Annotated in this window: 21 protein-coding genes; 5 read left to right on the plus strand and 16 right to left on the minus strand. The window is 69.4% G+C overall.

Annotation, left to right across the window (positions count from 1 at the left end):
* Nucleotides 1-14: 14 nt before the first annotated feature.
* Nucleotides 15-401 carry a type II toxin-antitoxin system death-on-curing family toxin gene (locus QZ951_RS11500; RefSeq protein WP_293000738.1) on the minus strand — a complete coding sequence of 129 codons (387 nt, stop codon included), beginning with the start codon at nt 399-401 and terminating at the stop codon, nt 15-17.
* Nucleotides 401-631, minus strand: a complete 231-nt coding sequence (locus QZ951_RS11505; protein WP_293000739.1) for an AbrB/MazE/SpoVT family DNA-binding domain-containing protein — start codon at nt 629-631, stop codon at nt 401-403. Before QZ951_RS11505 ends, QZ951_RS11500 begins: the two co-directional genes overlap by 1 nt.
* Nucleotides 632-753: 122 nt before the next feature.
* Here QZ951_RS11505 and QZ951_RS11510 point away from each other — a divergent pair, with 122 nt between their 5' ends.
* A complete protein-coding gene (locus QZ951_RS11510) occupies nt 754-1,152 on the plus strand; it encodes a hypothetical protein (RefSeq protein WP_293000741.1) in 399 nt (132 codons plus the stop codon).
* A 13-nt stretch (nt 1,153-1,165) separates the two neighbouring features.
* Here QZ951_RS11510 and QZ951_RS11515 read toward each other — a convergent pair whose 3' ends face one another.
* Both QZ951_RS11515 and QZ951_RS11520 read right to left on the minus strand, forming a co-directional pair.
* Nucleotides 1,166-1,579 carry a YchJ family metal-binding protein gene (locus QZ951_RS11515; RefSeq protein ID WP_293000742.1) on the minus strand — a complete coding sequence of 138 codons (414 nt, stop codon included), beginning with the start codon at nt 1,577-1,579 and terminating at the stop codon, nt 1,166-1,168.
* A gap of 8 nt (nt 1,580-1,587) precedes the next feature.
* Complete coding sequence (locus tag QZ951_RS11520) at nt 1,588-2,190, minus strand: DUF938 domain-containing protein (protein WP_293000743.1); 603 nt, start codon at nt 2,188-2,190, stop codon at nt 1,588-1,590.
* Nucleotides 2,191-2,350: 160 nt separating this feature from the next.
* On the opposite strand from QZ951_RS11520, the gene rsgA reads away from it, so the two are divergent.
* Nucleotides 2,351-3,379 (plus strand): ribosome small subunit-dependent GTPase A, encoded by a 1,029-nt coding sequence (rsgA, locus tag QZ951_RS11525; protein WP_293000744.1) that lies wholly within the window; start codon nt 2,351-2,353, stop codon nt 3,377-3,379.
* A gap of 11 nt (nt 3,380-3,390) precedes the next feature.
* Nucleotides 3,391-4,188: a hypothetical protein gene (locus QZ951_RS11530; protein WP_293000745.1), complete on the plus strand. Its 798-nt coding sequence runs from the start codon at nt 3,391-3,393 to the stop codon at nt 4,186-4,188.
* 143 nt (nt 4,189-4,331) lie between these two features.
* On the opposite strand, the gene QZ951_RS11535 is transcribed toward QZ951_RS11530, so the two are convergent.
* Nucleotides 4,332-5,189, minus strand: coding sequence for a D-hexose-6-phosphate mutarotase (locus QZ951_RS11535; protein WP_293000746.1), 858 nt, complete (start codon nt 5,187-5,189; stop codon nt 4,332-4,334).
* A 300-nt stretch (nt 5,190-5,489) separates the two neighbouring features.
* Between QZ951_RS11535 and xth the strand changes: the two genes are divergently transcribed.
* The gene (xth, locus tag QZ951_RS11540) at nt 5,490-6,290 is read left to right on the plus strand and encodes an exodeoxyribonuclease III (protein ID WP_293000747.1); all 801 of its coding nucleotides are present in this window, start codon (nt 5,490-5,492) and stop codon (nt 6,288-6,290) included.
* 131 nt (nt 6,291-6,421) lie between these two features.
* Entirely contained in the window at nt 6,422-7,405 is a 984-nt protein-coding gene (locus QZ951_RS11545) for an HD domain-containing protein (protein WP_293000748.1), read from the plus strand.
* Between the two features lie 123 nt (nt 7,406-7,528).
* Here the strand turns inward: QZ951_RS11545 and QZ951_RS11550 are convergent, their stop codons facing one another.
* The 11 genes from QZ951_RS11550 to QZ951_RS11600 form a co-directional block, all read right to left on the minus strand.
* A complete protein-coding gene (locus tag QZ951_RS11550) occupies nt 7,529-8,764 on the minus strand; it encodes a hypothetical protein (RefSeq protein WP_293000749.1) in 1,236 nt (411 codons plus the stop codon).
* Between the two features lie 165 nt (nt 8,765-8,929).
* Nucleotides 8,930-10,666, minus strand: coding sequence for a gamma-glutamyltransferase (ggt, locus tag QZ951_RS11555; protein WP_293000750.1), 1,737 nt, complete (start codon nt 10,664-10,666; stop codon nt 8,930-8,932).
* Nucleotides 10,667-10,700: 34 nt separating this feature from the next.
* Nucleotides 10,701-10,952, minus strand: a complete 252-nt coding sequence (locus QZ951_RS11560) for a YfhL family 4Fe-4S dicluster ferredoxin (protein ID WP_293000751.1) — start codon at nt 10,950-10,952, stop codon at nt 10,701-10,703.
* 127 nt (nt 10,953-11,079) lie between these two features.
* Nucleotides 11,080-15,996, minus strand: coding sequence for a protease pro-enzyme activation domain-containing protein (locus QZ951_RS11565; protein WP_293000752.1), 4,917 nt, complete (start codon nt 15,994-15,996; stop codon nt 11,080-11,082).
* A 284-nt stretch (nt 15,997-16,280) separates the two neighbouring features.
* Nucleotides 16,281-17,150 carry a hypothetical protein gene (locus QZ951_RS11570; protein WP_293000753.1) on the minus strand — a complete coding sequence of 290 codons (870 nt, stop codon included), beginning with the start codon at nt 17,148-17,150 and terminating at the stop codon, nt 16,281-16,283.
* The gene (locus tag QZ951_RS11575; RefSeq protein ID WP_293000754.1) at nt 17,147-17,833 is read right to left on the minus strand and encodes a sigma-70 family RNA polymerase sigma factor; all 687 of its coding nucleotides are present in this window, start codon (nt 17,831-17,833) and stop codon (nt 17,147-17,149) included. Before QZ951_RS11575 ends, QZ951_RS11570 begins: the two co-directional genes overlap by 4 nt.
* Complete coding sequence (locus tag QZ951_RS11580) at nt 17,830-21,108, minus strand: CHAT domain-containing protein (protein ID WP_293000755.1); 3,279 nt, start codon at nt 21,106-21,108, stop codon at nt 17,830-17,832. Before QZ951_RS11580 ends, QZ951_RS11575 begins: the two co-directional genes overlap by 4 nt.
* 86 nt (nt 21,109-21,194) lie before the next feature.
* The gene (gene coaD / locus QZ951_RS11585) at nt 21,195-21,686 is read right to left on the minus strand and encodes a pantetheine-phosphate adenylyltransferase (RefSeq protein ID WP_293000756.1); all 492 of its coding nucleotides are present in this window, start codon (nt 21,684-21,686) and stop codon (nt 21,195-21,197) included.
* Entirely contained in the window at nt 21,683-22,258 is a 576-nt protein-coding gene (gene rsmD / locus QZ951_RS11590; protein ID WP_293000757.1) for a 16S rRNA (guanine(966)-N(2))-methyltransferase RsmD, read from the minus strand. Before rsmD ends, coaD begins: the two co-directional genes overlap by 4 nt.
* The gene (locus tag QZ951_RS11595) at nt 22,255-22,665 is read right to left on the minus strand and encodes a type II toxin-antitoxin system VapC family toxin (protein WP_293000758.1); all 411 of its coding nucleotides are present in this window, start codon (nt 22,663-22,665) and stop codon (nt 22,255-22,257) included. Before QZ951_RS11595 ends, rsmD begins: the two co-directional genes overlap by 4 nt.
* Nucleotides 22,662-23,075 carry an AbrB/MazE/SpoVT family DNA-binding domain-containing protein gene (locus tag QZ951_RS11600; RefSeq protein WP_293000759.1) on the minus strand — a complete coding sequence of 138 codons (414 nt, stop codon included), beginning with the start codon at nt 23,073-23,075 and terminating at the stop codon, nt 22,662-22,664. The genes QZ951_RS11595 and QZ951_RS11600 overlap by 4 nt, the downstream gene beginning before the upstream one ends.
* Nucleotides 23,076-23,128 lie beyond the last annotated feature (53 nt).

The raw sequence follows: 23,128 nt of genomic DNA on the forward strand, positions 1-23,128 counted from the left end.
GGGGCTCGCAGCGGTCAACGGGTGGAAGGCTTCAACGGCTGTCGCGACAGCCAGTCGGCAAAGGCGGATTCATCGAGCGTGCCGTCGGCGAGCTGGACCATGTGCTCGACGGCTTCTACGCGATCTGGCGTGATGCGGCGACCGTTGACGGCGAGAAAGGTCCGCGCGACCGTCCACGCGGTTCGCTTGTTGCCATCGACGAACGGATGATTCCGCGCAATGCCGAACGCATAGGCCGCAGCCAGCGTGTGCAGATCGTCAACGCCATAGGCATGTCGATTTCTTGGACGATCCAGTGCGGAATCGAGCATCGCCGCGTCGCGCAGTCCCGCCATGCCGCCGTGTTCCGCCAACTGCCGATCATGAATCGCCAGCACGACTTCCTTGTCGATGAATGTCATCAGCGCTTGGCCAGCACGCGCAGGATGTCACGGTCTTCGCGCATCACATCTTCCGCAGCCGCCATCTGCTCGGCGAAGCTCTCATCGAACGGCGTGATCCGGAACGAGCCGTCCGGCGCCTTGGTCGCGAAGATCGAATCGCCCTGCTTCAGGCCGAGTTCGGTCATCATTTCCTTCGGCAGCAGCACGCCGGACGACGAGCCGACGGCGCGCACCTTCAATTCGTACATGGCCAGTCTCCTGATGAATGTCGGGCCGCAGCGCGTCATGGGCACGCGCTGCACGGCCGTTCGAGCCTATATATTGCCACGCTTGTTATAACTCACTGGCCAACCGGACTTACCCGCGGACCATGATCGACCTCCCCGAAGACCCGCTGAAGCGCGCCGGCCTTGTCTTCACGTTCCTGTGGTTCGTCGTCGGCGGCGCGGGCCATTTTCTCGTGCCGGCGTTCTTCGTCTCGATCTGCCCGCCGTGGGTGCCGGAGCCGCTGCTCGTGGTGCAGGTCAGCGGCGTGATCGAATTGCTGCTCGCCGCGCTGCTGATTCCGGCCCGAACCCGCAGCCTCGCCGGGCTGGCGCTGGTGGCGCTGATTGCCGCGGTCACGCCGGTGCATGTCTACATGCTGCAAGTGCCGGAAAAATACCCGCAATTCCCGGTCGCCGCGCTCTGGCTGCGGCTGGTGATCCAGGCCTTCTTCATCGTCAACGTCGGGTGGAGCACGCGGCCGGAACCGGCCCCGGCCCGCTAGGCGGAACCGGCGGTCACTGCTGATCGCCGTCGACGTAGTACCAGCGGCCATCCTCGCGCACGAAGCGGCTGGTTTCGTGCAGGCGCACCGCACTGCCGCCGCCGAGGCGATATCGGGCCACGAATTCGACGATCGCCGCGTGCTCGCCGGTCAACCGATGCTGCCGCACCTGCAGGCCGAGCCAGCGGGTCGGCGGCGTGGTGACGAGATTCAGGTCCGGCGCCCGGGTGCTCGCGTGCCAGGTCGCGAGCAGATAGTCCTTGAGCCCGAGCACATAGGCGCTGTAGCGCGACCGCATCAGCGCTTCGGCGGTCTCCGCCGCCGTGCCGGCATGGGCCGGGCCGCAGCAGGTCCGATAGGTCCGACCACTGCCGCAGGGGCAGGCGTCGTCAGGCTGGATCGTCACGAAATCCGTTTTCGCAGTCATCGAAGGGCTCATGGCGCGGTGCGCCGGAAGATCAGACAGCGATTGTTGGCCGGCATCGCGTGATCCGCCGTGCAGGTCAAGCCGATGCCGGCGGCGAGTTCGATCAGCCATTCGGCATCGCGAATGCCGCGGCTCGGGTGATCGGCGCGCAGGGCTTGGTCAAACGCGGCATTGCTGGCGCTGGTGTGCGCGCCGGCATAGCGGAACGGGCCGTAGATCGCGAGCGTGGCGTCGTCCGCGAGCACCGCCGGCAGCATCGCGAACAGGGCTTCGCCATCCGCCTGACTCATGATGTGCAGCGTGTTCGCGGTGAACACGGCATCCGCCCGAATCGCCGGCCACGGGCCGTTGACGTCGAGCAGCAGCGGCGCGGGCGTGTTCGGCAGCGCGGCCTCATCGAGCCACTGGCGGATGCCCGGCAGGTATGGCGCGCGGTCGCTGGTCTGCCAGATCAGGTGCGGCAGCGCGGCCGCGAAATGCACCGCGTGCTGGCCGGTGCCGCTGCCGATTTCCAGCACGTGCTTGCGATCGGCGAACGCTTCGCGCAGCACCGCGAGGATCGGCTCGCGATTGCGTTCGCAGGCGGGCGAGAACGGTTTGTCGGGGGTCACGTCAGGGCAGCGGGTTCGATGGCACGGAATGGCGCGCAGCATAGCGACGCCACCCGCAACGCGGGCAGCGGACCGTCCGCACACGGCGACCGACAGCGTTCACGGCCAGCCGCTACCATGCGCAACACCACTGACATCCTGCCTAACCGATGACCCGCGCTTGAGCCTGACGATCGACGAACCCGCACTGCGCGCCATCGGCTGGAATGCGCATTGCGCCGCTGCCCTGGCGGCGATGCCCGATGCCATTGGCCGCCCGGCCCGCGTGATCGAGCAGCATCGCGCGCACCTCGTCGTCCATGACGGTGCCGAGGGGCTCAAGGCCAAGACGCTGACTGCGCTGTTCGATCGTCTGGAAGCGAACACCGATGGCCTCGCCGTTGGCGACTGGGTGCTGATCAACGAGGACGGCGGCAGCCTCTACATCCACGAGGCCCTTCCGCGCCGCAGCCTGTTGCTGCGCAGTCGTGCGGACAACGGCGTGCAGCGCATCGCCGCCAATGTCGACAACGCGATCCTCGTGATGGCGCTCGACAACGACTACAGCCCGAACCGCCTCGAACGCTACCTGCTGATGGTGCGCGGCGCCGACGTCACGCCGATCATCGTGCTGACCAAACCCGACCGCGCGACCGATCTCGACGCGCAGCGGGCCGAGATCGCCGCCCTCGCCGGCCCCGGCACGCCGATCTTCGCGCTCGATGCCCGCACGCCGGCCGTCGTTGCATCCCTCGCGCCGTGGCTCGCCGAAGGCCAGACCCTGGTGCTGCTCGGCTCGTCCGGCGTCGGCAAGTCCACCCTCGTCAACAGCCTGCTCGGCAGCGAAGCGCAGCGCACCGGCCACACCCGCGCGTATGACGACCGCGGCCGCCACACCACGACCACCCGCACCCTGCGCACCCTGCCGCAAGGCGCCTGCCTGATCGACACGCCTGGTGTGCGCGAACTGAAACTCGGCGGCGAAGAGGACGTGACTGCCGATGCCTTCGAAGACATCGCCGAACTCGCGCGCCACTGCCGCTTCCGCGACTGCCGCCATGGTGCCGAACCCGGCTGCGCCGTCGTCGCCGGCCTGCCGCCGGAACGCCTCGACAACTACCGCAAGCTGCGCAGCGAACTCGCCGCCACCGCCCAGAAACGCCTCGAAGCGCCGACGGTGGTGGTCACGCGGCGATCGAAGAAGCGGTGAGGGCCTAAGAAATGTCACGGATTCAGCCAGATCCGGTTTCGCTAACGACGCATCATTTGCATTTTCGCGTCGCTACAACAGACACCATCGTTTCATCCGCGACTGGATTTGCCTACCGATATCAGGATCAATTTTTCCTGATTACCAATTGGCACAATTTAACTGGTAAGAATCCGCTGACTGGTGAGATGTTGGGGAAAGGCGCAATTCCAGACACCGCATCAACACTTTTTAGACGGAAAGATAATCCAAGTAACTGCGCCCGCGAGACTCTTCGGCTTTATAGTGACAACACATTGTTAGAGCCTCTATGGCTTGAACATCCTGTTCATGGGCGAGCCGTCGACGTTGTAGCACTTCCGCTAGATGCTTCAACCGCCGATCGATATGCACTTTTCCCAATCAACGACATAAGTTTTGATCGCGGGTTCAAAGCGGAAGTGGCCGACGACGCGTTCATCATTGGCTATCCATTTTCCGATCCTACTTACCTCCAACTACCTGTTTGGAAACGAGCCAGCCTAGCTTCTGAACCTGACGTAAACATCGATCAACTCCCGAAAATGCTGGTCGATACTGCAACACGCGCGGGCCTCTCCGGATCACCGGTCGTTACACAACGCACCGGCGTACATGGCTTGAAAAACGGAAGTTTTTCCCCAGATACCGTCATTGGTCGAATACGCGACTTCATTGGCGTGTACTCGGGCCGAATTGGTGACGACGAACTAAAAGCGCAACTCGGCATCGTTTGGAAAGCTCACGTCATTGACGAGATTCTTAGACGAAGTGTCCATGGCTCAAATTGAGCGATTGCGAATAGCTCGAGTGTTGGGCAAACGCTCGCGCCCTCGAAAGCCGCAAAGCGTAATGCCTCGTTAGGCGGAGCGGTATTGACCCGACGGCAAGCAACACCTCCGCCATAAGGCGTTGCCCAGCCTAAACAATCGCCTCAACCCGCCAACAACACCTGCTCGCCCACCCACCGCCCGCCTGCCGCCAGTACCACCGGCCGGCCGACGACGGCGGCTTCAATGCACAGCATGTGCGCGTAGCCGCCGTCATCGAGATCGGCAAGCTGCGCGCCTTTTGCCGCCCCCGGATTCCAGACCACGGTGTCGCTGAACCCGGTCTGGCGGATGCGTAGATCGCCGCGCGGCTGGCGCAGCACGGTTTCAGGCGGGGCATCGAAGTAGATGCGGTCGACTTCGCCGCGGATCGTGACCTCGGAGGATGTTTCCTCGCGCGCGACGTTGCCATTGGCGGTGTCGCGATAGCGCAGGCCCTGCAGGCCGAGCACGCGCGCTTCGTCGATGGTGTCGACCGCGAGATAGGTGTGCAACGCGGCGGTGAAATCGAATGGCTGGTTGCCGGTGTTGTCGATGGTCAGCCGCACCGCGAGTTGCTGGCCGTGGATCGTGGCGCTCAGTTCGGCGCGGAAAGCGTGCGGCCAGATCGCGCGGGTGGCGGCGGAATCGGTCAGTTGGAAGCGCAGCCGCAGGCCGCTGCCATCGACGGGCAGCGCGTCGACGAAATCCCAGCGCGCGGTACGGGCGAAGCCGTGCTTCGGCAATGCGCCCTCGCCCGCGAACTGCGGAAAGATCACCGGGATGCCGCCGCGGATCGCCGCGGTGCTCCGGTAATCGGCCTTGCCGCTGAGGTACAGGCGTTCGAGGCCATCGACCGGCGTCCACGACGTGATGTGGGCGCCATGACGGTGGACGGTGATGCGGGCGCCGTCGGCTGCGACCAGATTGATGATGGCGGCGCTGGCGTGGCTTTCGGTGAGCGGATCGGGCGTGGCAGTCATTGCAGGAGCATAGCGTTGACCTCGGCGGTTTCGGAATCGCAGCCGCGATCAGCGTTTCGCTTGGCGCAGACGGCGCGCGGAACAACGGAATTCGCGAAACGCCGTGATAACAGCTGTTGTCTATCGCATGAAACGGGGCAATGGTGGGCAAGCGCTTGTTCCAGCAACACAATTCACTGAGATTTCGATCACGATCGTTCACCGGAAAATCAATAATGAACGGCGTTTTCTATTGTGTTTTCGCACAGCAAACACTCGTTTTCCGGTAGGCTTTCGACTCGCCCGCGTTGGACTGCCGCCTTGAGAATCGCGACCTGGAACGTCAACAGCCTGAAGGTCCGGCTGCCGCAGTTGCTGGACTGGCTCGCCGTCCGGGCCGAGTCGGCGCCGGTCGACGTCATCGGCCTGCAGGAAACCAAGCTGACCGACGAGGCCTTTCCCGGCGCGGAGCTGGCGGCGGCCGGCTGGCACTGGGTGCATGCCGGGCAGAAGACCTACAACGGCGTCGCGATCGTCTCGCGCTGGCCGCTGAGCGAGGTGCAGGTCGGCATTCCCGGTTTCGACGACGAGCAGAAGCGCGTGATCGCGGCCACCGTGGCCACGCCGGACGGCCCGCTGCGCTACGTCTGCGTCTACGTCGTCAACGGCCAGGCGGTCGGCTCGGACAAGTACGCGTACAAGCTGCGCTTCCTCGCCGCGCTGAGGGACTATCTGGCGGCGGAACTGGCGCAGCACCCGAAACTCGCGGTTGGCGGCGACTACAACATCGCACCGTCTCCGAGCGATACCCATGACCCGGCGGTCTGGGAAGGCAACATCCTGTGCTCCGAACCGGAGCGCGAAGGTTTCCGCGCCTTGCTGGCGCTGGGCCTGCGCGATGCCTTCACCCTGTTCGAGCAGCCGCCGAACAGCTTCACCTGGTGGGATTACCGTGCCGCCGGCTTCCGCCGCAATCTCGGCCTGCGGATCGACCACCTGCTGCTGTCGGCACCGCTCGCAGCGGCCTGCCGGTCGGCCTCGGCCGATCTCGCGCCGCGGAAGTTCGAGCGGCCATCCGACCACACGCCGTTCATCGCGGAGATCGCTTCCCCGTCGTCCTGACACGGCCGCCGCGTTCGTCGGAATTCGTCCGCGGACACCGACACCGATGTGACGGCGGTCACAACAGCAGGGTGGCAAACCGCAGCCTTGGCCCCATGCTCCCTCCAACTATTCAGACCTCGAGGCTCGATATGGAATCGCGCCGACGCAACCATTACGACGTCAGCAACAAGGTGTGCATTGCCGATCCGGATGCGGTTCGACAGGAAGTCGAGCGCCTGATCGCGACCCACCATCCGCGCGTCGACCGCGCCGTGCTGGCTACCGCGTTTCACGACTTCACTCGGCTGCATGCCGGGACCTTGCCCGGCTATGCCGCGGCTGACACGAACTATCACGACGCACAGCACAGTCTCGACTGCACGCTGGCCGCGGCGCGGATGATCGAAGGCCACGAGCGCACGGCCACGGGCAACGAAGCACTCGGCGCACGGCGGGCAGTGCTCGGCGTGCTGATCGCGCTGTTCCACGATGCCGGCTATGTCCGCCGGCGTGGCGACGCGGCCGCGAACGGGGCTGCGTACACCTTGACGCACGTGCAGCGCAGCGCCGAATTCCTCGGCGTGATGCTGCCGAAACTCGGCTACGGCGACGAAGCCGAACTGGCCGGCGAGATCGTCCACTTCACCGGATTCGAGCGCGCGCTGGACGCGATCGACGTGCAAGACGAACGCGACCGGCAGCTCGGTTTCATGATCGCCAGTGCCGATCTGCTGGCGCAGACCGCGGATCGCTGCTACCTCGAAAAGTGTCGCGACTTCCTGTTTCCGGAGTTCGAGGCCGCCGGGCTTGCCGGCGCATCGGTCCCCGGCGGGCAGACGCCGCTGTACCGGGACCGGTACGATCTGCTGAACAGCACGCCGGAGTTCAACGCCCGGATCTGGGCGGATCGTCTCGATGGCTATTTCGGCGGCATCCACCGCCACCTCAGCCAGCACTTCAGCGGCACGGCCAGCGGCCGCAATCCGTACGTCGACTGCATCCACGACAACCTGCGCCGGATCGGACGCTCGATCGACCGCGGCCACTTCCGCGATCTGACCCGCCATCCGCGCGCGATCGGCGCGGCCTGCATGCGCAGCCGTCTCGACAGCGCTCGGCAGCTCGCCGCCTGAAGCCAGACGCCAGCGACCGCGGCCACGAAAAAGGGCGGCGATCCGCGAGGACCGCCGCCCTTTTTTGTCAGCATCCGGCGTTGCGGTGCCGCCCGTTCGGGACGACGCCGCAGCCGGCGACGCTCAGTTGGCGTTGGCGATCGATTCCGGCCCGCCGACGCTGCCGAGCGAGGCCGTGGTCACCGAGCGATTCGGCGCGAGGTTGCCGCCGGTGCTGCTCAGGATGCCGTTGAACACGAGGATCTGGCCGCCGCCGTTCAGCTTTTCGGCGACATAGAGGCTGCCGTCGCCGCGCAGCGTCAGATCCACCGGGTTGCCGAGGCGCGTGTTGCTGCCGCGGATCACCGCCGCCGGCTGCACGATCGGCACGCCGTTGGTGCCGGTCGCGACGTTGTTCGCGGCATTGGCGCCGTTGAACACGTAGATGCTGCCGTCGCTGGCGTTTGCGGCGTCGGCGACGTCGGACACGATCAGCTGGTCGGTACCCGGGTTGTAGAAAATGCCGTGCAGGTTGGTCGAAATCGACGCCGACACGCCGTTGGCGACCATGCCCGGGGTGATCAGGCGGCTCGGCGTGACGGCCGGGCCACCGAGGCTGGCCAGCAGCGAGCGGCCACCGAAGGCGTCATAGACCGCGACGGTGCCGTTGGTCATCGCCGCGAACAGGCGATCACGCGGGCTGTCGTACGCCACGTCCCAGGTCCGGCCGCCGGCTGCGGCCACCGACACCGTGTGCAGGATCACCGGTCGCGGCGCCAGGCCCAGCACGCTGCTGAGCAGATGCACGGACGGCAGCGTGGCCGGATCGTCATTGGCGCCCGACGGCGGCGCATCGGCGACGACCGCCGAATTGCGGGTCAGGCCGGCGAAGTCGATGCCGCGCGGCGCGATGATCTCGTTGAACTGGAACTCGCGGTCCTGGTTCGGATCGTAGGCCGTGTTGCCGCGGTTCGCGAAGTTGGTGAACTGGCGCAGGGTGGCGATGCCGCCGACGACGCCGACGCCCTGCAGCGTGCCGGAATTGTCGACGATGCCTTCGTTGAGGCCGGTGTTGAAGGTGGCGATGCGCGACGACAGGTCGCCGGCATAGGTATCGGTGGTGCCGATCTCGCCGCCGCCGTCGAACGAGACGTAGACATTGCCGGTGCCGCCGACGATGCCGCCCGTCGTGCCGCCGGTCGAACCGCCCGTGGTGCCGCCCGAGGAACCACCCGTGGTGCCGCCCGTCGTGCCGCCGCCGGTGCTGCCACCGCCGGTCGTGCCGCCGGGGCTGTCGCTGCTGCCGCAGCCGACCATCCCGAGCGTTGCGGCCATCAGCGCCGCGATGGTGCCCAGCCGAATCCGTTTTGCAGTGCCCATCGTTGACCTCGTTCAGTATGGATAAGGGGCGCTCTGCCGATGCTGACAGAGCATTCAGCCACAAATTCTAGCGGCTGATGTTTGCCGACATCATGAATCTTTCACGGCCGAGCATATTCCGCGGCGGCCGCGCGCAATGACGCGGCGTCCGGGGCTCGCGCTGCCTCAGCGCCGCGTCAGCCGCACTTCGCCGCTGCCGACGCCGCGCGGATCGGCCGCGGCATCGAGCGTGTCGGTCGCCGGCTTCCAGATCACGGCCTGCAGGTTGCCGTACGGGCTGTCGAGCGGCTTCAGCACGTGACCCAGCGCGGTCAGCCGCGCCTGTTCGGCCGGGTTCAGGCCGCCCGGCTCGAACTGCACGACATCCGGCAGGTACTGATGGTGGTAGCGCGGCGCGCCGACGATGGCCTTGGCATCGGCGCCGTTGATGAAGTTCAGGATGCCGAGCAGCACCATCGTCGCGATCCGGCTGCCGCCCGGCGTGCCGATCACCAGCACGCCGTTCGGGCCTTCGACGAAGGTCGGCGTCATCGTCGACAGCGGCCGCTTGCGCGGCGCGATCAGGTTCGCGGCGGAGCCGATCAGGCCGTAGGCGTTGCTGGCCGTGGTGGACGCGGCGAAGTCGTCCATCTCGTCGTTCAGCAGGATGCCGGTGCCCGGCGGAATGTAGGCCGAGCCGAACGACAGGTTGATCGACATCGTCGCCGACACCCGGTTGCCGTCGGCATCGATCACCGAGAAGTGCGAGGTGTTGTCGCCGCCCTTGGCCTGCGGGCCGGTCGGCGGCAGGCTGGCGGACGGCGTGGCGTGCTCGCGGTCGATCTGCGCGGCCAGTTCCAGCGCGTAGCTGCGCGACGTCAGCTTGGCGATCGGCAGCGGCACGAAATCCGGATCGCCGAGGTAGGCAGCGCGGTCGCGGTAGGCGCGGCGCAACGCTTCGATCACCAGATGCTTCGAGGTGCCGTCCGTGGTGTCGGTCCAGCCGAGCGCTTCAAGCTGCTGCAGCGTTTCGGCCAGCGCCAGTCCGCCGGCCGACGGCGGTGCGGCCGACACCAGCTTGTAGTCGCGGAAATGGCTGACGATCGGCGCGCGCTCGACCACGGTGTAGCGGTGCAGGTCTTCCGCCGTCCAGATGCCGCCGGCATCGGCGACACCGGCCAAGAGGCGCTTCGCGGTCTCGCCGCTGTAGAAGCCGGGCAGGCCCTTGTCCGCCAGCCGCTGCAGCACGCCGGCGAGATCGGTCTGCCTGATCGTCTGACCAACCGCCGGCACCTTGCCGCCGGGCATGAAGATGGCCTTCGCGGCCGGCGAGAAGCGCTTGGCGCTCTGCTCGATCGCCTTGATCAGCTTGGCGTCGGCCGGAAAGCCGTTCTTCGCGTAGCCAATCGCCGGCTGCAGCGATTTCGCCAGCGGCAGGCGGCCGTATTTCTTCGCCAGATAGACCAGCGCCGCCGGCTCGCCCGGAATCGCGGCGGAACGCGCGCCATCGCGCGACGCCTTGTCGACGGCGTTGCCGTCGCTGCCGAGATACATGTCGGCATTCGCGGCCATCGGCGCCACTTCGCGGCCATCGACCATGGTCTCGAAGCCGTCGGACTGCCGATGCAGCAGCCAGAAGCCGCCGCCGCCGATGCCGGAACCGGTCGGCTCGACCACGGCGATCGCCGCCGTCACCGCCACAGCGGCGTCGAAGGCATTGCCGCCGGCGGCAAGGATGTCGAGCCCGGCCTTGGTCGCCAGCGGATGCGCGCTGGCCACGGCATGGCCCGGCGGCCGGTCGCCGGCCTGCACGCCGATGACAAGACTCGCGCCGAGCAGCAGCCCCATCGCCAGCAGGCGAGCGACACGCGGGCGGCGAGTCTGGAACGGTTGGGACGCGGACGACGGGGCGATCGGGAACATGGTCACTCGGAGGGCGGTGGAGCCGGCGCGGCGATCAGCCGGCGGCAGTCAGGCGCTGGTACTTGGTCAGCAGTTCGTCGCGGCTTTCGACATGCCGCTCGTCGAGCGGGATGCAGTCCACCGGGCAGACCACGCGGCACTGCGGCTCGTCGAAATGGCCGACGCATTCGGTGCAGCGCGCCGGGTCGATCTCGTAGAACTCGGGCCCCTGGAAGATCGCCGTGTTCGGGCACACCGGCTCGCAGACATCGCAGTTGATGCAGGCATTGGTGATCTTCAGGGCCATGGCGCGATGATACGGCAGGCCCTGCCGACCGCGCCGGTCGCACGCCCGGCACCCTGAACGCCGTGGCCCCTCGCGCCGCCGGCTGGCAGGCGCAAGGGGCCGTCGTCCGCGACCGCCTCGCGACGGATCAGCGCACGGGCGTCTGCCCGCGCCGCCGCCGCAGCAGGCCGGCGAGCAGCATCAGCCCCAGCAGGGCCGCACCGTCGAACGCCCCGCCCTTGCGCCGCGGTGGTGGCGGTGGTGGCGGCGCGGCGGTGACGGTCAGGGTTGCGCTCGCGGCGGTCGTGCCGCCGCTGCCGGTGCAGCTCAGGGTGTAGACGGCGCTGCCGGTGGCGGTCGGCGTCACCGTTTCGCTGCCGCTGGTGGCGCGGCTGTTGCTCCAGGCGCCGCTCGCGCTGCATCCGCCGGCATTGGTCGACGACCAGGTCAGCACCGCGCTCTGGCCCAGCGTGATCGTCGTCGGTGCGACGCTCAGGCTCACGGTCGGCAATGGTGGCGGGGCAGCCATCGCGACGAAGCCGATGCTGGCCGAAGCCGGCAACAGCGCGGCCGTGCCGGCGAAGCTGGCGCGCAGCGTGGCGGGACCGACCGCCGCCGGCGTGAGCGCGCAGCGCGCCAGCCCGGCAGCATCGGTGGTCGCGCGGCAGCTGCCGGCGCCGAGCGTGAAGTCGACGAGCTGCCCGGTGGCGGGCGTTGCCGGGGCGTTCGAGACATCGGCCAGCGCTGCCGCCACGGTGACCGGCTGACCCGGCGTGCCGGACACCGGACTCGGATTCAGGCTCAGGAAGCTCGTGTGCGGCCCGACCGTCCAGGTGATCTCCGCCGTGTTCGACACCAGCGTGCCGACCTCGGCTCCGGCGGTCGCCCCGTCGCCGCCGGCGACCCGCGATGCCGGATCGACCGGGCGCGCAGCCGACGGCACCGGCGGTGCCACCGCTGGCTGGCGAACCCCGATCGCCGGAATGCCGGCTCGCCCCGCGGCGGCGGTCGAGGCCGCGTAGGCGATGCCGTCGCCGCTGCGCGTGGCGGCGGCGCTCGCGGGCAAGGTCGCGGCGCGTGGCGCGATGCCCGCAGCGCGACGGCCCGACGGCGCGGTCGGCGCGGCGGTCGACGGCAACTGCACGGTCGCCGTGATCGTGTCGCGGCCCGGATTCACCGCGCGGTAGCTCAGCGCGGCAACGCCATCGGCGCCGGCGCGCACCAGCTTCACCTGCGGATTGGCCCCGGCCACGGTGAACAGGATCGGCAGGCCCGCCGGTGCGGCGACATTGCGCAACGTGGCGGTCAGGGTCTGCGCACTGCCCTGCGCCGGAGGTGGCGACACCGTGTCCGGCGTCAGCACCAGTGACGGCAGTGCCACGGTCGGTGCGAAACGGCAGGCGCCGCTGATCGGCGCGAGGCGATAGATGGCATCGGCCGCGGTCAGGTACTGGCAGCCGTCCGGTCCGGTGGTGCCGGCGCTTGCCGGTGCCAGCAGCGACGTCAGCGCCGGAGCGGCGGCGGTGATGTCGGCAATGCTCAGGGCGCGCTGCTCGAAACTGCCGGGATCCACCAGCAGCGAACGCGCCGCCCCGGCGGCATCGGCCTCGCCGATCGCCGCCGAGAAGCGTGTGGCGAGGCCGGGTACCGGCTGCACCGTTGCCGGCTGCGGCCGGTTGGTGCCGCTGATCCGCAGCACCGGCGGCGCGTCGTCCAGATAGCCGCTCATGGCGAACAGCGTGCCGTCCGGCGCGAACGCCATGCCGAAGTTCGGCGTGCGCGGCAGGGTCGCGTAGATCGACAGGGTGCTCGGCTGGCCACCGGCCGCCGCCGGATTCCGCACCCGGAAGATCGACGCGACGTCCGAGCCGCCGCCGAAGCAGCCGCCGTTGAAGAACAGGTCGCCGCTCAGCGGGTCTTCGGTCAGCCCGCCCGGGCAGGTCAGGTTCGCCGCCACCACGCGCAGCAGCGCGCCGGTCGCCGGGTCGATCTGGATCAGGTCGCCGGTGCGGAAATCGCCGGTCGTCGCCGAACGCGTGGCGTACAGGTTGCCGTCGCGGCCGAAGATCGGCTGGCCCAGAGTCAGCCCGAGGTTCGACAAGCGCGTGGCCGGCGTCGCCGCGCCGCCACCCGGCGGCAGGCGATGCAGGTCACCGGTGCGGAAGTTCGCGACATAGGCGTTGCCGGCGGTGTCGAACGTCGGATTGCTGGCGCCGCCGCAGCCGAAATTGACGTTGCCGAAGAAGAAGGCCTGCGCCAGATAGCCGTTCGAATACGGTGTGATCGCGTAGCCCGGTGCCGGCGTCGGTGGCCCGCCGGCGCAGGATGTGCTCGCCGTCCCGCCGAAGGTGATCGCGACCGAACCGGGCACCGGCAGATTGCCGTCCGACAGCACGCGCGCCGTGTAGGTCACCGTTTCGGCGACGGTGCTGGAGACGTTGAACACGATCGTGCCATCGGCTCCGGTCGCGCCACTGGCCGGACCGGCGATCAGCGAGCGCCCGGCACCCTGGGCGATCGCCACCCGCTTGCCCGGCGTCGGTCGGCCGAGCGCATCGCGCAAGGTCACGGTGATCGGCACGGTCGCCACGCCGTCATTGACTGCGGTCGTGGTCAGTGCGGTGATGCTGGCGGCGGTCGCGGCCGGCGTGACGAACGGCAGCGGCGCGGTCTGCGCGAGCGGCGTGCCGTCGACCGTGGCACTGAGCGTGACCTGCGCCGGCGCCAGCGCGGTGATCCGGAAGCTGGCGCTGCCATTGTCGATGCTGGTGACGGCCGTGGCCGGCGTGATCGTCACCGTGCCGCCGCTGGCGGTGAGGCTGACGCTGCGGCCGGCCAGCGTGTTGCCGTTGCCGTCGACGACGCGAACCAGCACGCCGCCGGCCTCGACGCCATCGGCCTGAATGCCGCCGGACTGGCGCTGCACCGCGGCCAGCGGCACCACCGGCGTCACCTGCGAGGCGCCGGCATCGAGCGCCCCCGGAGCCTGGCCGCGCAGCAGGCGGCCGAGCACGTTGAGATTCGGCGAGCCCAAGCCGACGTGGGCGAAGTCGCTGCCGAGCGATGCCGGGCGATGGAAGGCGTCGCTCGCCGCCAGCGGATACAGCAGCGGATTGAAGGCGCCGAGATTGCGCCCGGCGCGCTCGTTCAGCAGCGCCGCGAAGCCGGCCCAGATCGGGGCCGACAGGCTGGTGCCGCCGTACAGCCGGCCGCTCGGGCAGCCGCCATCGCGTGCCTGGCAGATCATCACGCCGGCATCCGGGTCGGCGTTGACCGCGACATCCGGGATCGAGCGCATGGCGTTGGCGTTCAGGCCGTTCTGGTACGCCGGCCGCGTGAAGTGACGGCTCAGCCCGTAGCCGCCGGCGCCGCCGATCGGCGCATCGTTCCAGTAGGTTTCGCTGCCGTAGGTGCCGCCGGGTCCGAAGCGCAGCGAGGTGCCGCCAACCGCCGTCGCGTTCGGCGACGACGCCGGCACCGCCGCCGTGTTCGGGCTGCCGTTGAGGCAGGTGCTGCCGCTGTCGCCGCTGGCGTTGAAGACACTGATGCCGGACGCGGCGGCGGTTTCGAAGATGCGATCGATCGCCTGCGCCTCGGCCAGCGACACCTGATCCTCGCACGAGGCCCAGCTGTTGCTGATCACGCTGACGCCGCCGTTGACCATGGCGTTGAACACGGTGACGTAGCTGGTGGCGCGGCCATCGAACGGCGCGCTGTAGACCGCTGCCCGCGCGCCCGGTGCCAGCGTCATCACGGTGCTGACGTCGAGCAGCACTTCGGCCTCGTCGACGCCGCGCGGGGCGCCGCCGTTGACCGCGACGACCGACAGATCGTCGATGCGCGTCGCCGGTGCGCCGATCAGCGCGAAGTAGTCCTGCATGTCCTGCCGATCGACGTTGTCGAACGCGACGATGCCGACGGTCTGGCCGCGACCGGTCGCCGCACGGTCGCCCGCGGCGGCATCGGCGCGCAGCACCAGCGGCGCCCCCGTGGCACCGCCGCCGCCCCCGCCGCCCGACGGTCCGTACGCCGCGCCGTAGACCAGGGCGGTGATGCAGACCAGTGCCAGCAAGGCCAGCACCGCCGCACCGAGCGGCGTGAACAGCACAGGCGTCAGCACGCCGCCGACGAAGATCGCGCCATTGACCGCCAGCGCGCCGGAGGCGCCGACGATCGCGCACAGGTTCTGGGCGTCCGAGACCGACCGCACCGCATGGCGCGGCGTCGCGAGGTTCGACAGGCCCGAGATCGATTCGACCGACGACGCCAGCCGCGCCGGCAGCGCGGGATCGTCGACATTGGCGCGGAACGCGACATCGCCGATGCGGAAATCACGAATGTCGACGGCCAGCGCCGCTTCCGCCGCGCGACGCGTGCCGCGCACGGTCACGGTCAGGCGGTTCGGCGCCGGATCGACGACGGTGAAGCCGTGACGGCGGAAGTGGTCGACCACGCGCTCGTGGCGCGAGCGCGACGGCCCGAACCGGTCGGACAGCGCCAGCGGCGACTGGTAGCGGCGGAACTGCGGCGAGGCCGGGTCCTGCACCGATGCGAGATAGCGCGCAAAGCCGGCTGCATCGTCGCGACGCAGCAGCACGGTCAGGGTCAGCGGTTCCTCGTCGGCAGGCCCTTCGAGCGGCCCCAGCCGCGCCAGCGGCCGGGCGCTGTCGAGCGCGGCCAGCACGTGTCCGGGCAGGCGTCGATGGCCGCGTCCGGGATCGGGGCCGATGGCACCGGACGCCGCCGGCTTCGCAGTCGCCAAGCGTGCCAGCTGCAGGCGATCCTCGTGCTGCAGCAATGCCTGCCGACGATGCTCGGCCGCGGCGGCCGCCGTCACCGCCTGCTGCACCTCGCGCACGCTGCCTTCGACAAAGCCGCGCGAGGCCGTCAGCGCCTCGGTCGCGCGACGGTCGGCGGTGCCGTGCCAGCCTGCCGGCAGGCCGCTGGCGGCCCAGGCCGCCTGTTCGACCAGCATCAGCAGCACCATCGCGATCAGGCACTGGCTGCCGAGGTGTAGCAGGCGCGCGCGGAGTCGGTCGACGCGCGGTTCGTCGTGGTTCGTCATGTCTGCATCCCTTGCCGTGGACGGGTTGATCGACTCCGCGTCCGCAGGCGGGCGCAGGGTCCTGTCCCAGCAGTGGTCGAGAACCGCGATCCATCACGGCGCAGGCGCTGCCGTTGGTCGGCTGACGCGTCCGATGCCCGCGCCGGGGCGAGCGCGGCGCGGCAGGCATGGCCGCGAATCAGCGGCGATCGGGTACCGCGGCAGGTGCGAGCGGGCGTGAGCCGCGCCGCCCGGATCGCCGCTGATGCAGGAGCCGCCGCGTCAGCCGGCGGCGGCGGGCGGGCTCAAGGCCGGATCGGCAGCACGGTGCGCGGATCTTCCGGCGGCTGCACGCCGGCCTGCACCGGCCATTCGAACGCGAACGCCGCGGCCGGCGGCTGCGATTCGATCCGGATCGTGCGCTGCGCCTGCGCCAGCAGCTTCGTCGGCAGCAGCGCTTCGACGAAGCTGTAGCGGCCGACCCGCGACAGACGGATGTCGTCGAACGTCAGCAGCGGCGCGGCGGCCCCTTCATCGCCGAGCACGAGCAGGCGATAGCGCGCGTTCTCGTCCGGCTGCTCGACTTCCGCCTGAACGCGGATGTCGCCGGCATCGTCGGCCAGCAGCAGCCGCACGGTTGGCCGCTGCGCGCCGCGCTGGACCGTGGCCAGCAGCACAAGGGTCGGCTCGGCCGCGTGCTTGCGGGCGAGCGCGGCCTTTTCGGCCGCGAGCGCGGCGTCGGGATTGCGCAGGTAGATCGACGAGACGACGGCCAGCACGACCGCGATGGCGGCGCCGGTCAGCGAGAACCACAGCGTGCGCCGGCTCCGTCGTGCAGGCTTGTGCTTGAAGCGCTGGTTGCGTGCGGCGGCCGGGCGCGGCACGACCGGCTTCAGCGCATGGGCAAAGCGCAGGCGCTCGCGCGCTTCGGGCGTGTTCAGCCGGTGCTGCTCGAACGCGGCATGCTCGACCGACGTCAGGCGCAGCCGGGCGTAGTCGTCGAACAGGTCGGCTTCGGCTTCGTTCAGCGCCGCCAGCGCTTCGGGATCATCCAGCAGCCGCTGTTCGAGCGCCGCCGCAACGTCGTCCGGCAGGCGATGCAGCAGCAGCGCGCGCCAGTCGGCCGGCGTCGGCACGCTGGCATCGGATGCGGCGGCGGTCGGGGATTCGTTCATGACAGTTCAGTGGCGGACGGCGCGCTTCCATCACGCGACGACGGATGGGCGGTGGTGCCGGATCCGGCTAGTGGGGCGGCGGGCGGCGCGGTAACCGGCGTGCCGGCAAGGCGGGCGCGGACACAGGTTTCCAGCTGCTGGCGCAGCCGCAGGGCCCGGTTGCGCAGCGCATTCAGGCTGACGCCGAGCCGCCCGGCGAGCTGCTGGCGGCGGCGGATGCGGCCTTCGCCGTCATCGTCGTAGTAGGCCAGGATCAGACGCGCCGATTCCGGATCGAGCTTCGCGAAACAGGCGCGCAGCGCGTTGCGGGCATCGATGTCGATCTCGTCTTCCTCGGCCATCGTCGTCGGCGGCGCCGGCAGTCGTTCCAGCGCGTCGGCCGCGGCGCGGCGCTCCTGCGGGCGATCGCGCGCTTCCAGCAGCACCAGCCGCGCGATGCCGTGCAGATACGCGCCGACCTGCTCGACTGCAACACCTTCGTGCAGACGCCGCGCCAGCCGTTCGAGCGCCTCGTCCGCCAGCGTTTCGGCCTCGATCGGCAGATGCAGGCGGAACACGGCGATCAGCCGATGACGCAACTGCTCGTAGACTTCGGCAGGCGCTGCGCCGTCGCGGCCGAGGCGTGCCAGCAGCGCGTCGAACGCGCCGCGGTCGACGGCCGTCGGTGCCGGCTCGGCGCTCATCGCGCGGCCTCGCGCCAGTCGCCCTGCAGGACGTAGCCGGCCCAGTAATACGGTGCTGCCCAGTGTGGATCGTTGGCCATGCTGAATTGTGCCCGTTGCAGCGCGCTTGCGGCATCGAGCCGTTCGCCGAGATGCGCGTCGTAGAAGCGCCGCATGAATTCGGACGCGGCGCGGTCGTCGACGGTCCACAGGCTGGCCAGCACCCGGCGGGCACCGGCATAGAACAGCGGCCGCGCCAGATTGAACACGCCTTCGGCCCCGCTGCTGGCGCCGAGCGCCGATTCGCAGGTGCTGAGCACCACGAGATCGACCGGCAGCTTCAGCCGGTACAGATCGTTGATCCTCAGGAAGCCGTCCTGCGGCTGGCCGCGGGCATCGAACAGCGACAGCACGACGCCGGACAGCTCGGGCCGCTCGAAGTCGAGCAGCGCATGGGTCGCGAAGTGGACGATGCGGGTGTTCGACCAGTCGGCATTCAGCGCCGCGTCGCGGCTGGCGTCGAAATCGACCAGCACGCGCCGGGCATCCGCCGGCACCCGCGCCGACAGGCTGTCGGCCTCCGCGCGCGAATTCGGCAAGCGCGGCAGGCTCGGCACGCCAGCCGCGGCGGCGGCACGGTCGACCGACGGCTGGCGCGCGGCGCTGCCGACCGGCCGTGCCTTGAGCCGCGGATCGTCCGGCGCGAACACCGGGTCGGCGAGGATCGCGACCTGCTGGCCCCTCCGCGGCGCGGCACCATCGCGCAGCCAGCGCAAGGTCTGGATCGACGGCAGATAGACGCTGGCCGGCCCGTTCGCGTCGTCGAGCACCGCCAGCGGCAGCCGCTGCAGTTCGCCGTCCGCCACGATCACGCGGCGCGTCTGCGGCATGGCGCCGGCCGGGCCGAGCAGGGTCTTGCGCAGCGCCGTCGCCATCTGCCGCGTGGTCGCCAGATCCTCCGCCTCGCGCGCGGCGAGATCGGCCAGCGTCTGGCCGGGCAGCAGCGGCACCGGCGTGGCGATGCGCTGACGCAGGGCGGTGATCGCCGGTTCCAGCGCGCCGCGCGGCGGCAGGCGATGCACGGCGAGGCCGTCGCGGGTCAGCACCCAGAGCCAGCTCGCGCGGCTGCCGAACCAGGTTTCGAGCAGCACGGTGTCGGCATCGAGCGCGTGCTGCTGCACGTCACGCAAATCGACGGGCTGCGGATCGGCCGCTTCGGCAAAGCGCGCATCGGCGGCGCGCAGCCGGCCGCGAACGGCATCGAGCGCCCGCGTGGCGCGGTCGAGATCGCGCTCCAGCAGCCGGCGCGCCGCCGGTTCCGAGGTCGGCGTGCGCGTCAGCCGGTACGACAGCACGCGCAGCGCGTCGGCGGCGGCATCGCGCTCGGCCAGCAGGGCGGTCACGGCCTTCGACGGCGGTGCCAGCGCGGCAACGAGGCTGCGACTGGCCAGCTGGTCGCTCAGCGTGCGCGCCCGCGCCCGCTCGGCCACGACCAGCGCCGCCGCGGCATAGCCGGCCTGCGGCTGACGCTGGTGCTGGGCCATGCGGATGTCGATCAGCAGCTCGTAATAGGCGCGGGACGACTCGAAATAGCGCGTGCGCAGGCTCGGTTCGTCGATCCGCGCCCGCTCGGCCTCGACCCGCGCCAGCGCCTGCTCGATGCGGCTGCGCGCGCGATCGAGCGCGCCGGCGTCGAAATCGAGCCGCGCGAGGCTGGCCAGCGCCACCACCTCCGAACCGTGCTCGGCCTGCGCCTGCGCGAGGCTCAGGCCGAACTCGTACTGGCTGCGCGCCTGCGCCACGCGGCCGACCTTCTGTTCGAGATCGCCGAGCGCCAGCAGCGCGACGATCTCCTCGCCGGCGCGCACGCGGCGAAACGCGGCGACCGCGCGTTCGAGCAGCACGCGCGCCTCGTCATGCTGGCCGCGCGCCATCGCGCACAGCCCGAGCCCGCGCTGCAGGTAGGCGATCTCGCGGGCGCGCTGCCCGTCCTGCGCCAGCATCAGGCCGCGCCGGTAGTCGGCCTCGGCGGCATCGAGCCGGCCTCGGTCGCGGTGCAGGTCGCCGCGGCTGGCGAGAATCGAGATCAGGCAGCCGTCGTCGTGACTCGCGGTGCAGATGCGCTCGCCATCGGCCCAGGTGTCGAGCGCGGCAGCATCGTCGCCGAGCCGATACAGCGTGATGCCGAGGTTCAGCCGGGCATTGCCTTCGACCAGCGGAAACTTCAGCCCTTCGAGATCGACCAGCGTCTGCCGGTGCAGCGCCAGCGCCGTCGCCAGTTCGCCGCGCGTCAGGTACAGCCCGGCGAGGCTGTCGCGAGCGAAGGCGATGCGCTCGCGATCGCCGATGCCCATTGCGAGATCGAGCGCCTCCCGCACCGTCGCCAGCGCGCGGCCGCCGTCGCCGATCACGCGGTACATCGTGCCGAGGTTGCCGAGCAGGGTCGCCTCATTGACCGGATCGCCGCCGATCGCGCGCGTCAAGACCAGCGCCAGCTGTTCGGAAGCGGCGGCGCCGAAGTAATCGCCGAGTGCCGAGTTGGTGACCGCCAGCAGATGATGGACCTTGGCGATGTCGGCGCGATCGTCCGGGCAGCGCGTGGTCAGCGCCGCACGCCCGGCCGCGGCGGCGGCGGTGTAGTCGGCGGCACCGTATTCCAGCCGGCCGCTGCCGAGCCAGGCCACGCGCAACTGGCAGCCGGCACCGGCCGCGGCGAAGGCCGTGCGCGCTTGCGTGTACAGCGGGCGGGCTGCGGCGAAGCGTCCGGCATCGCTGCCGCGGCGCAGCGCTTCGGCGCGGGCCAGCGCCGTTTCGCCCTCGATGATCCGGCGCACGGTCGGCGTGATCGGCACGGCCTCGCTGAGGCTGACGCGATAGGCCGTGTCGCGCCCGGGCTGGCTTGCCGGCTCGCTGGCCGCGACGGTCATCGGCAGCGGACTGCCGGTGATCGTCAGCAACAGGCGCGATTCGCGCCCGCCGGCCGGCTTCTGGATCGGCGCATCGCCGGTCGGAAAGCCGCGCAGTTCCAGCGGCTGGTCGATCTGGCTCAGGGTCAGCGTGGCGGCGAAACCGTCCGGCACGGTGATCGACAACGTGTCGGTCGCGTTCGCGGCGAGGCGCGCGTCAAGGCTCTGGCCCGGCGTCAGGCTGCGCTCGGTCGCCTGCGCCTTCGACACCGCCATGGCGAGCAGCACGATGACGACCGCTGCGCGGCTCAGCGCGCCCCAGCGCGAAGGCGGCGCGATCCGTCCGTCGCTGCCGCTGCCTGTCCGAATGATGGCGCCCTGGCCGCGCATGAAGTCCGTCTCCTGAAGTCGGGCGGACTGTAAGCGGGCCGGCGCGCGGCCTCAATGATTCCGCGCGGACGCGCGGCGCATGACGATCAGCGCGTCTTGCGGCCGAAGCGCGCGAGCAGCGCCGGAATCACCGGCTTCGGCACCAGCTTTTTCACCGGCGCGCCGAGGCTGGTCAGCTCGCGGACGAGGCTCGACGACAGATGCTCGAACTGCGGGCTCGGCGCCAGCATCACGGTGTCGAGGTCCGGATACAGATCGCGGTTCATCGTCGCCATCTGCTTCTCGTACTCGACGTCGGCCACGGTGCGCACGCCTCTGACCAGCACGGTCACGCCGTTGTCGCGCGCGAAATCGACGACCAGTCCGCGGAAGCCGATGACGGTGACGTTGTCGAGATCACTGACGCAGTCCTCGATCAGCGCAACGCGTTCTTCGAGCGTGAATTTCGGGCTTTTCGACGGGTTCAGGCCGACCGCGACGATCAGCTTCGGGAACATCTTGGCCGCCCGGTGGATGATGTCGTTGTGACCGAGCGTGATCGGGTCGAAGGTGCCCGAATAGGCGGCGATGACACTCACGGTTGCGGGTCTCCCGGTGGCGCGTACGTGAACAGGCCGTAGCTTACCTGCCCGGCGGCCTTTTCCTTCAGCATCGCGTAGCCGGCCGGCAGTTCCGGCGGCTTTCCCTTCGGCCATTCGAGGTAGATCCGGTTCATCTCCTTCAGCACCTGCGGCAGGTTGGCCAAGGTCGCTACCAGCAGCGCGCTTTCGTACGGCGGGTCGATGAACACGATCTCGAAGCGGCGCGGCGTGGCGCGCAGCAGCGAAATGCCGTCGCCGCGCATGACATCGCTGCGCTCGACACAGCCGAGCTTGGTGATGGCGGCGCGGATCGCCTCGGCCTGCTTGCCGCCGGTTTCGGCAAACGTGGCGTGGGCCGCACCGCGCGACAGCGCTTCCAGCCCCAGCGCGCCGCTGCCGGCGAACAGATCGAGCACGGTGCTGCCGTCGACCACCGGGCTCAGCCAGTCGAACACGGTCTGGCGGACGCGGTCCGGGGTCGGACGGACGCCGGCCTCGGCATCGAAATCGATCAGGCGGCTGCGATATTCGCCGCCGATGATGCGCAGGCGGCCAAGCGGTCTTCTCATGAGGTCTTCGGAATCCAGTTTTCGAGCTTCAGACCCGGCACGCGCCGGAACTCGGTTTCATTGTTGGTGACGATGGTCAGGCCGCGGCTCAGGGCCTGCGCGGCGATCAGCAGATCGTAGGGGCCGATGGGCGTGCCTTTGCGCTCGAGGTAGGCGCGTTGTTGTGCGGCGATACGTGCATCTTCGCGCGTCAGCGGCAATACGGTCAGCGAGGCCAGAAACCGGGCCAGCGTTGATTCATAGCGAATGCCGCGCTGAGACTTGATTCGTTCGACTTCCAGTTCCAGTTCCGTCATCACCGACAAGATGCAGTCGGCGACGCTGAAACGCCTTGCGATCTCGATCGACTCCGGGCGGCGGCCGTTCAACAGGTAGATGCAGATGTTGGTGTCGAGCAGATAGCTCACGGCCGCTTGCGCTTGGCACGGTACGGCTGGGTCAGCGTCTCGGCGACCGGCAGGCCCTGCGTCCAGTCGCGCTCCCGCATCGGCGGCTGGTTGCGCTCCAGATTCAGGCCTTCCGGACATTCGGCGTAGAAGCGTTCGATGACATCCGCCAGCGATTCGCCGCGGCTTTCAATCGGCTCCATCACCACCCGGTTGCCTTCCTTCCAGATCCGCACCTCGGTGCCGCTCATGCGGAATTCCTTCGGCAGACGCACGGCCTGCGATGCGCCGTTGGTGAACAGGCGCGCGGTCTTGCGCTCGCTGGTGGCGGCAGCCGTGGCCGCCGCGACAGCCTGATCGGCCCGGCTGATGCGCTTGCGCTTGCCACCCACGAGCGACACCGGGGCGACAGGGGATGCGGCAGCTTTCATGGCGAGCACTCCGGATGTCTATACAGGCTGTATAGACTACGCCGCCGCTCGAA

It is taken from the genome of Nevskia sp., assembly GCF_021732705.1.
In the GTDB taxonomy this organism is placed as follows: Bacteria; Pseudomonadota; Gammaproteobacteria; order Nevskiales; family Nevskiaceae; genus Nevskia.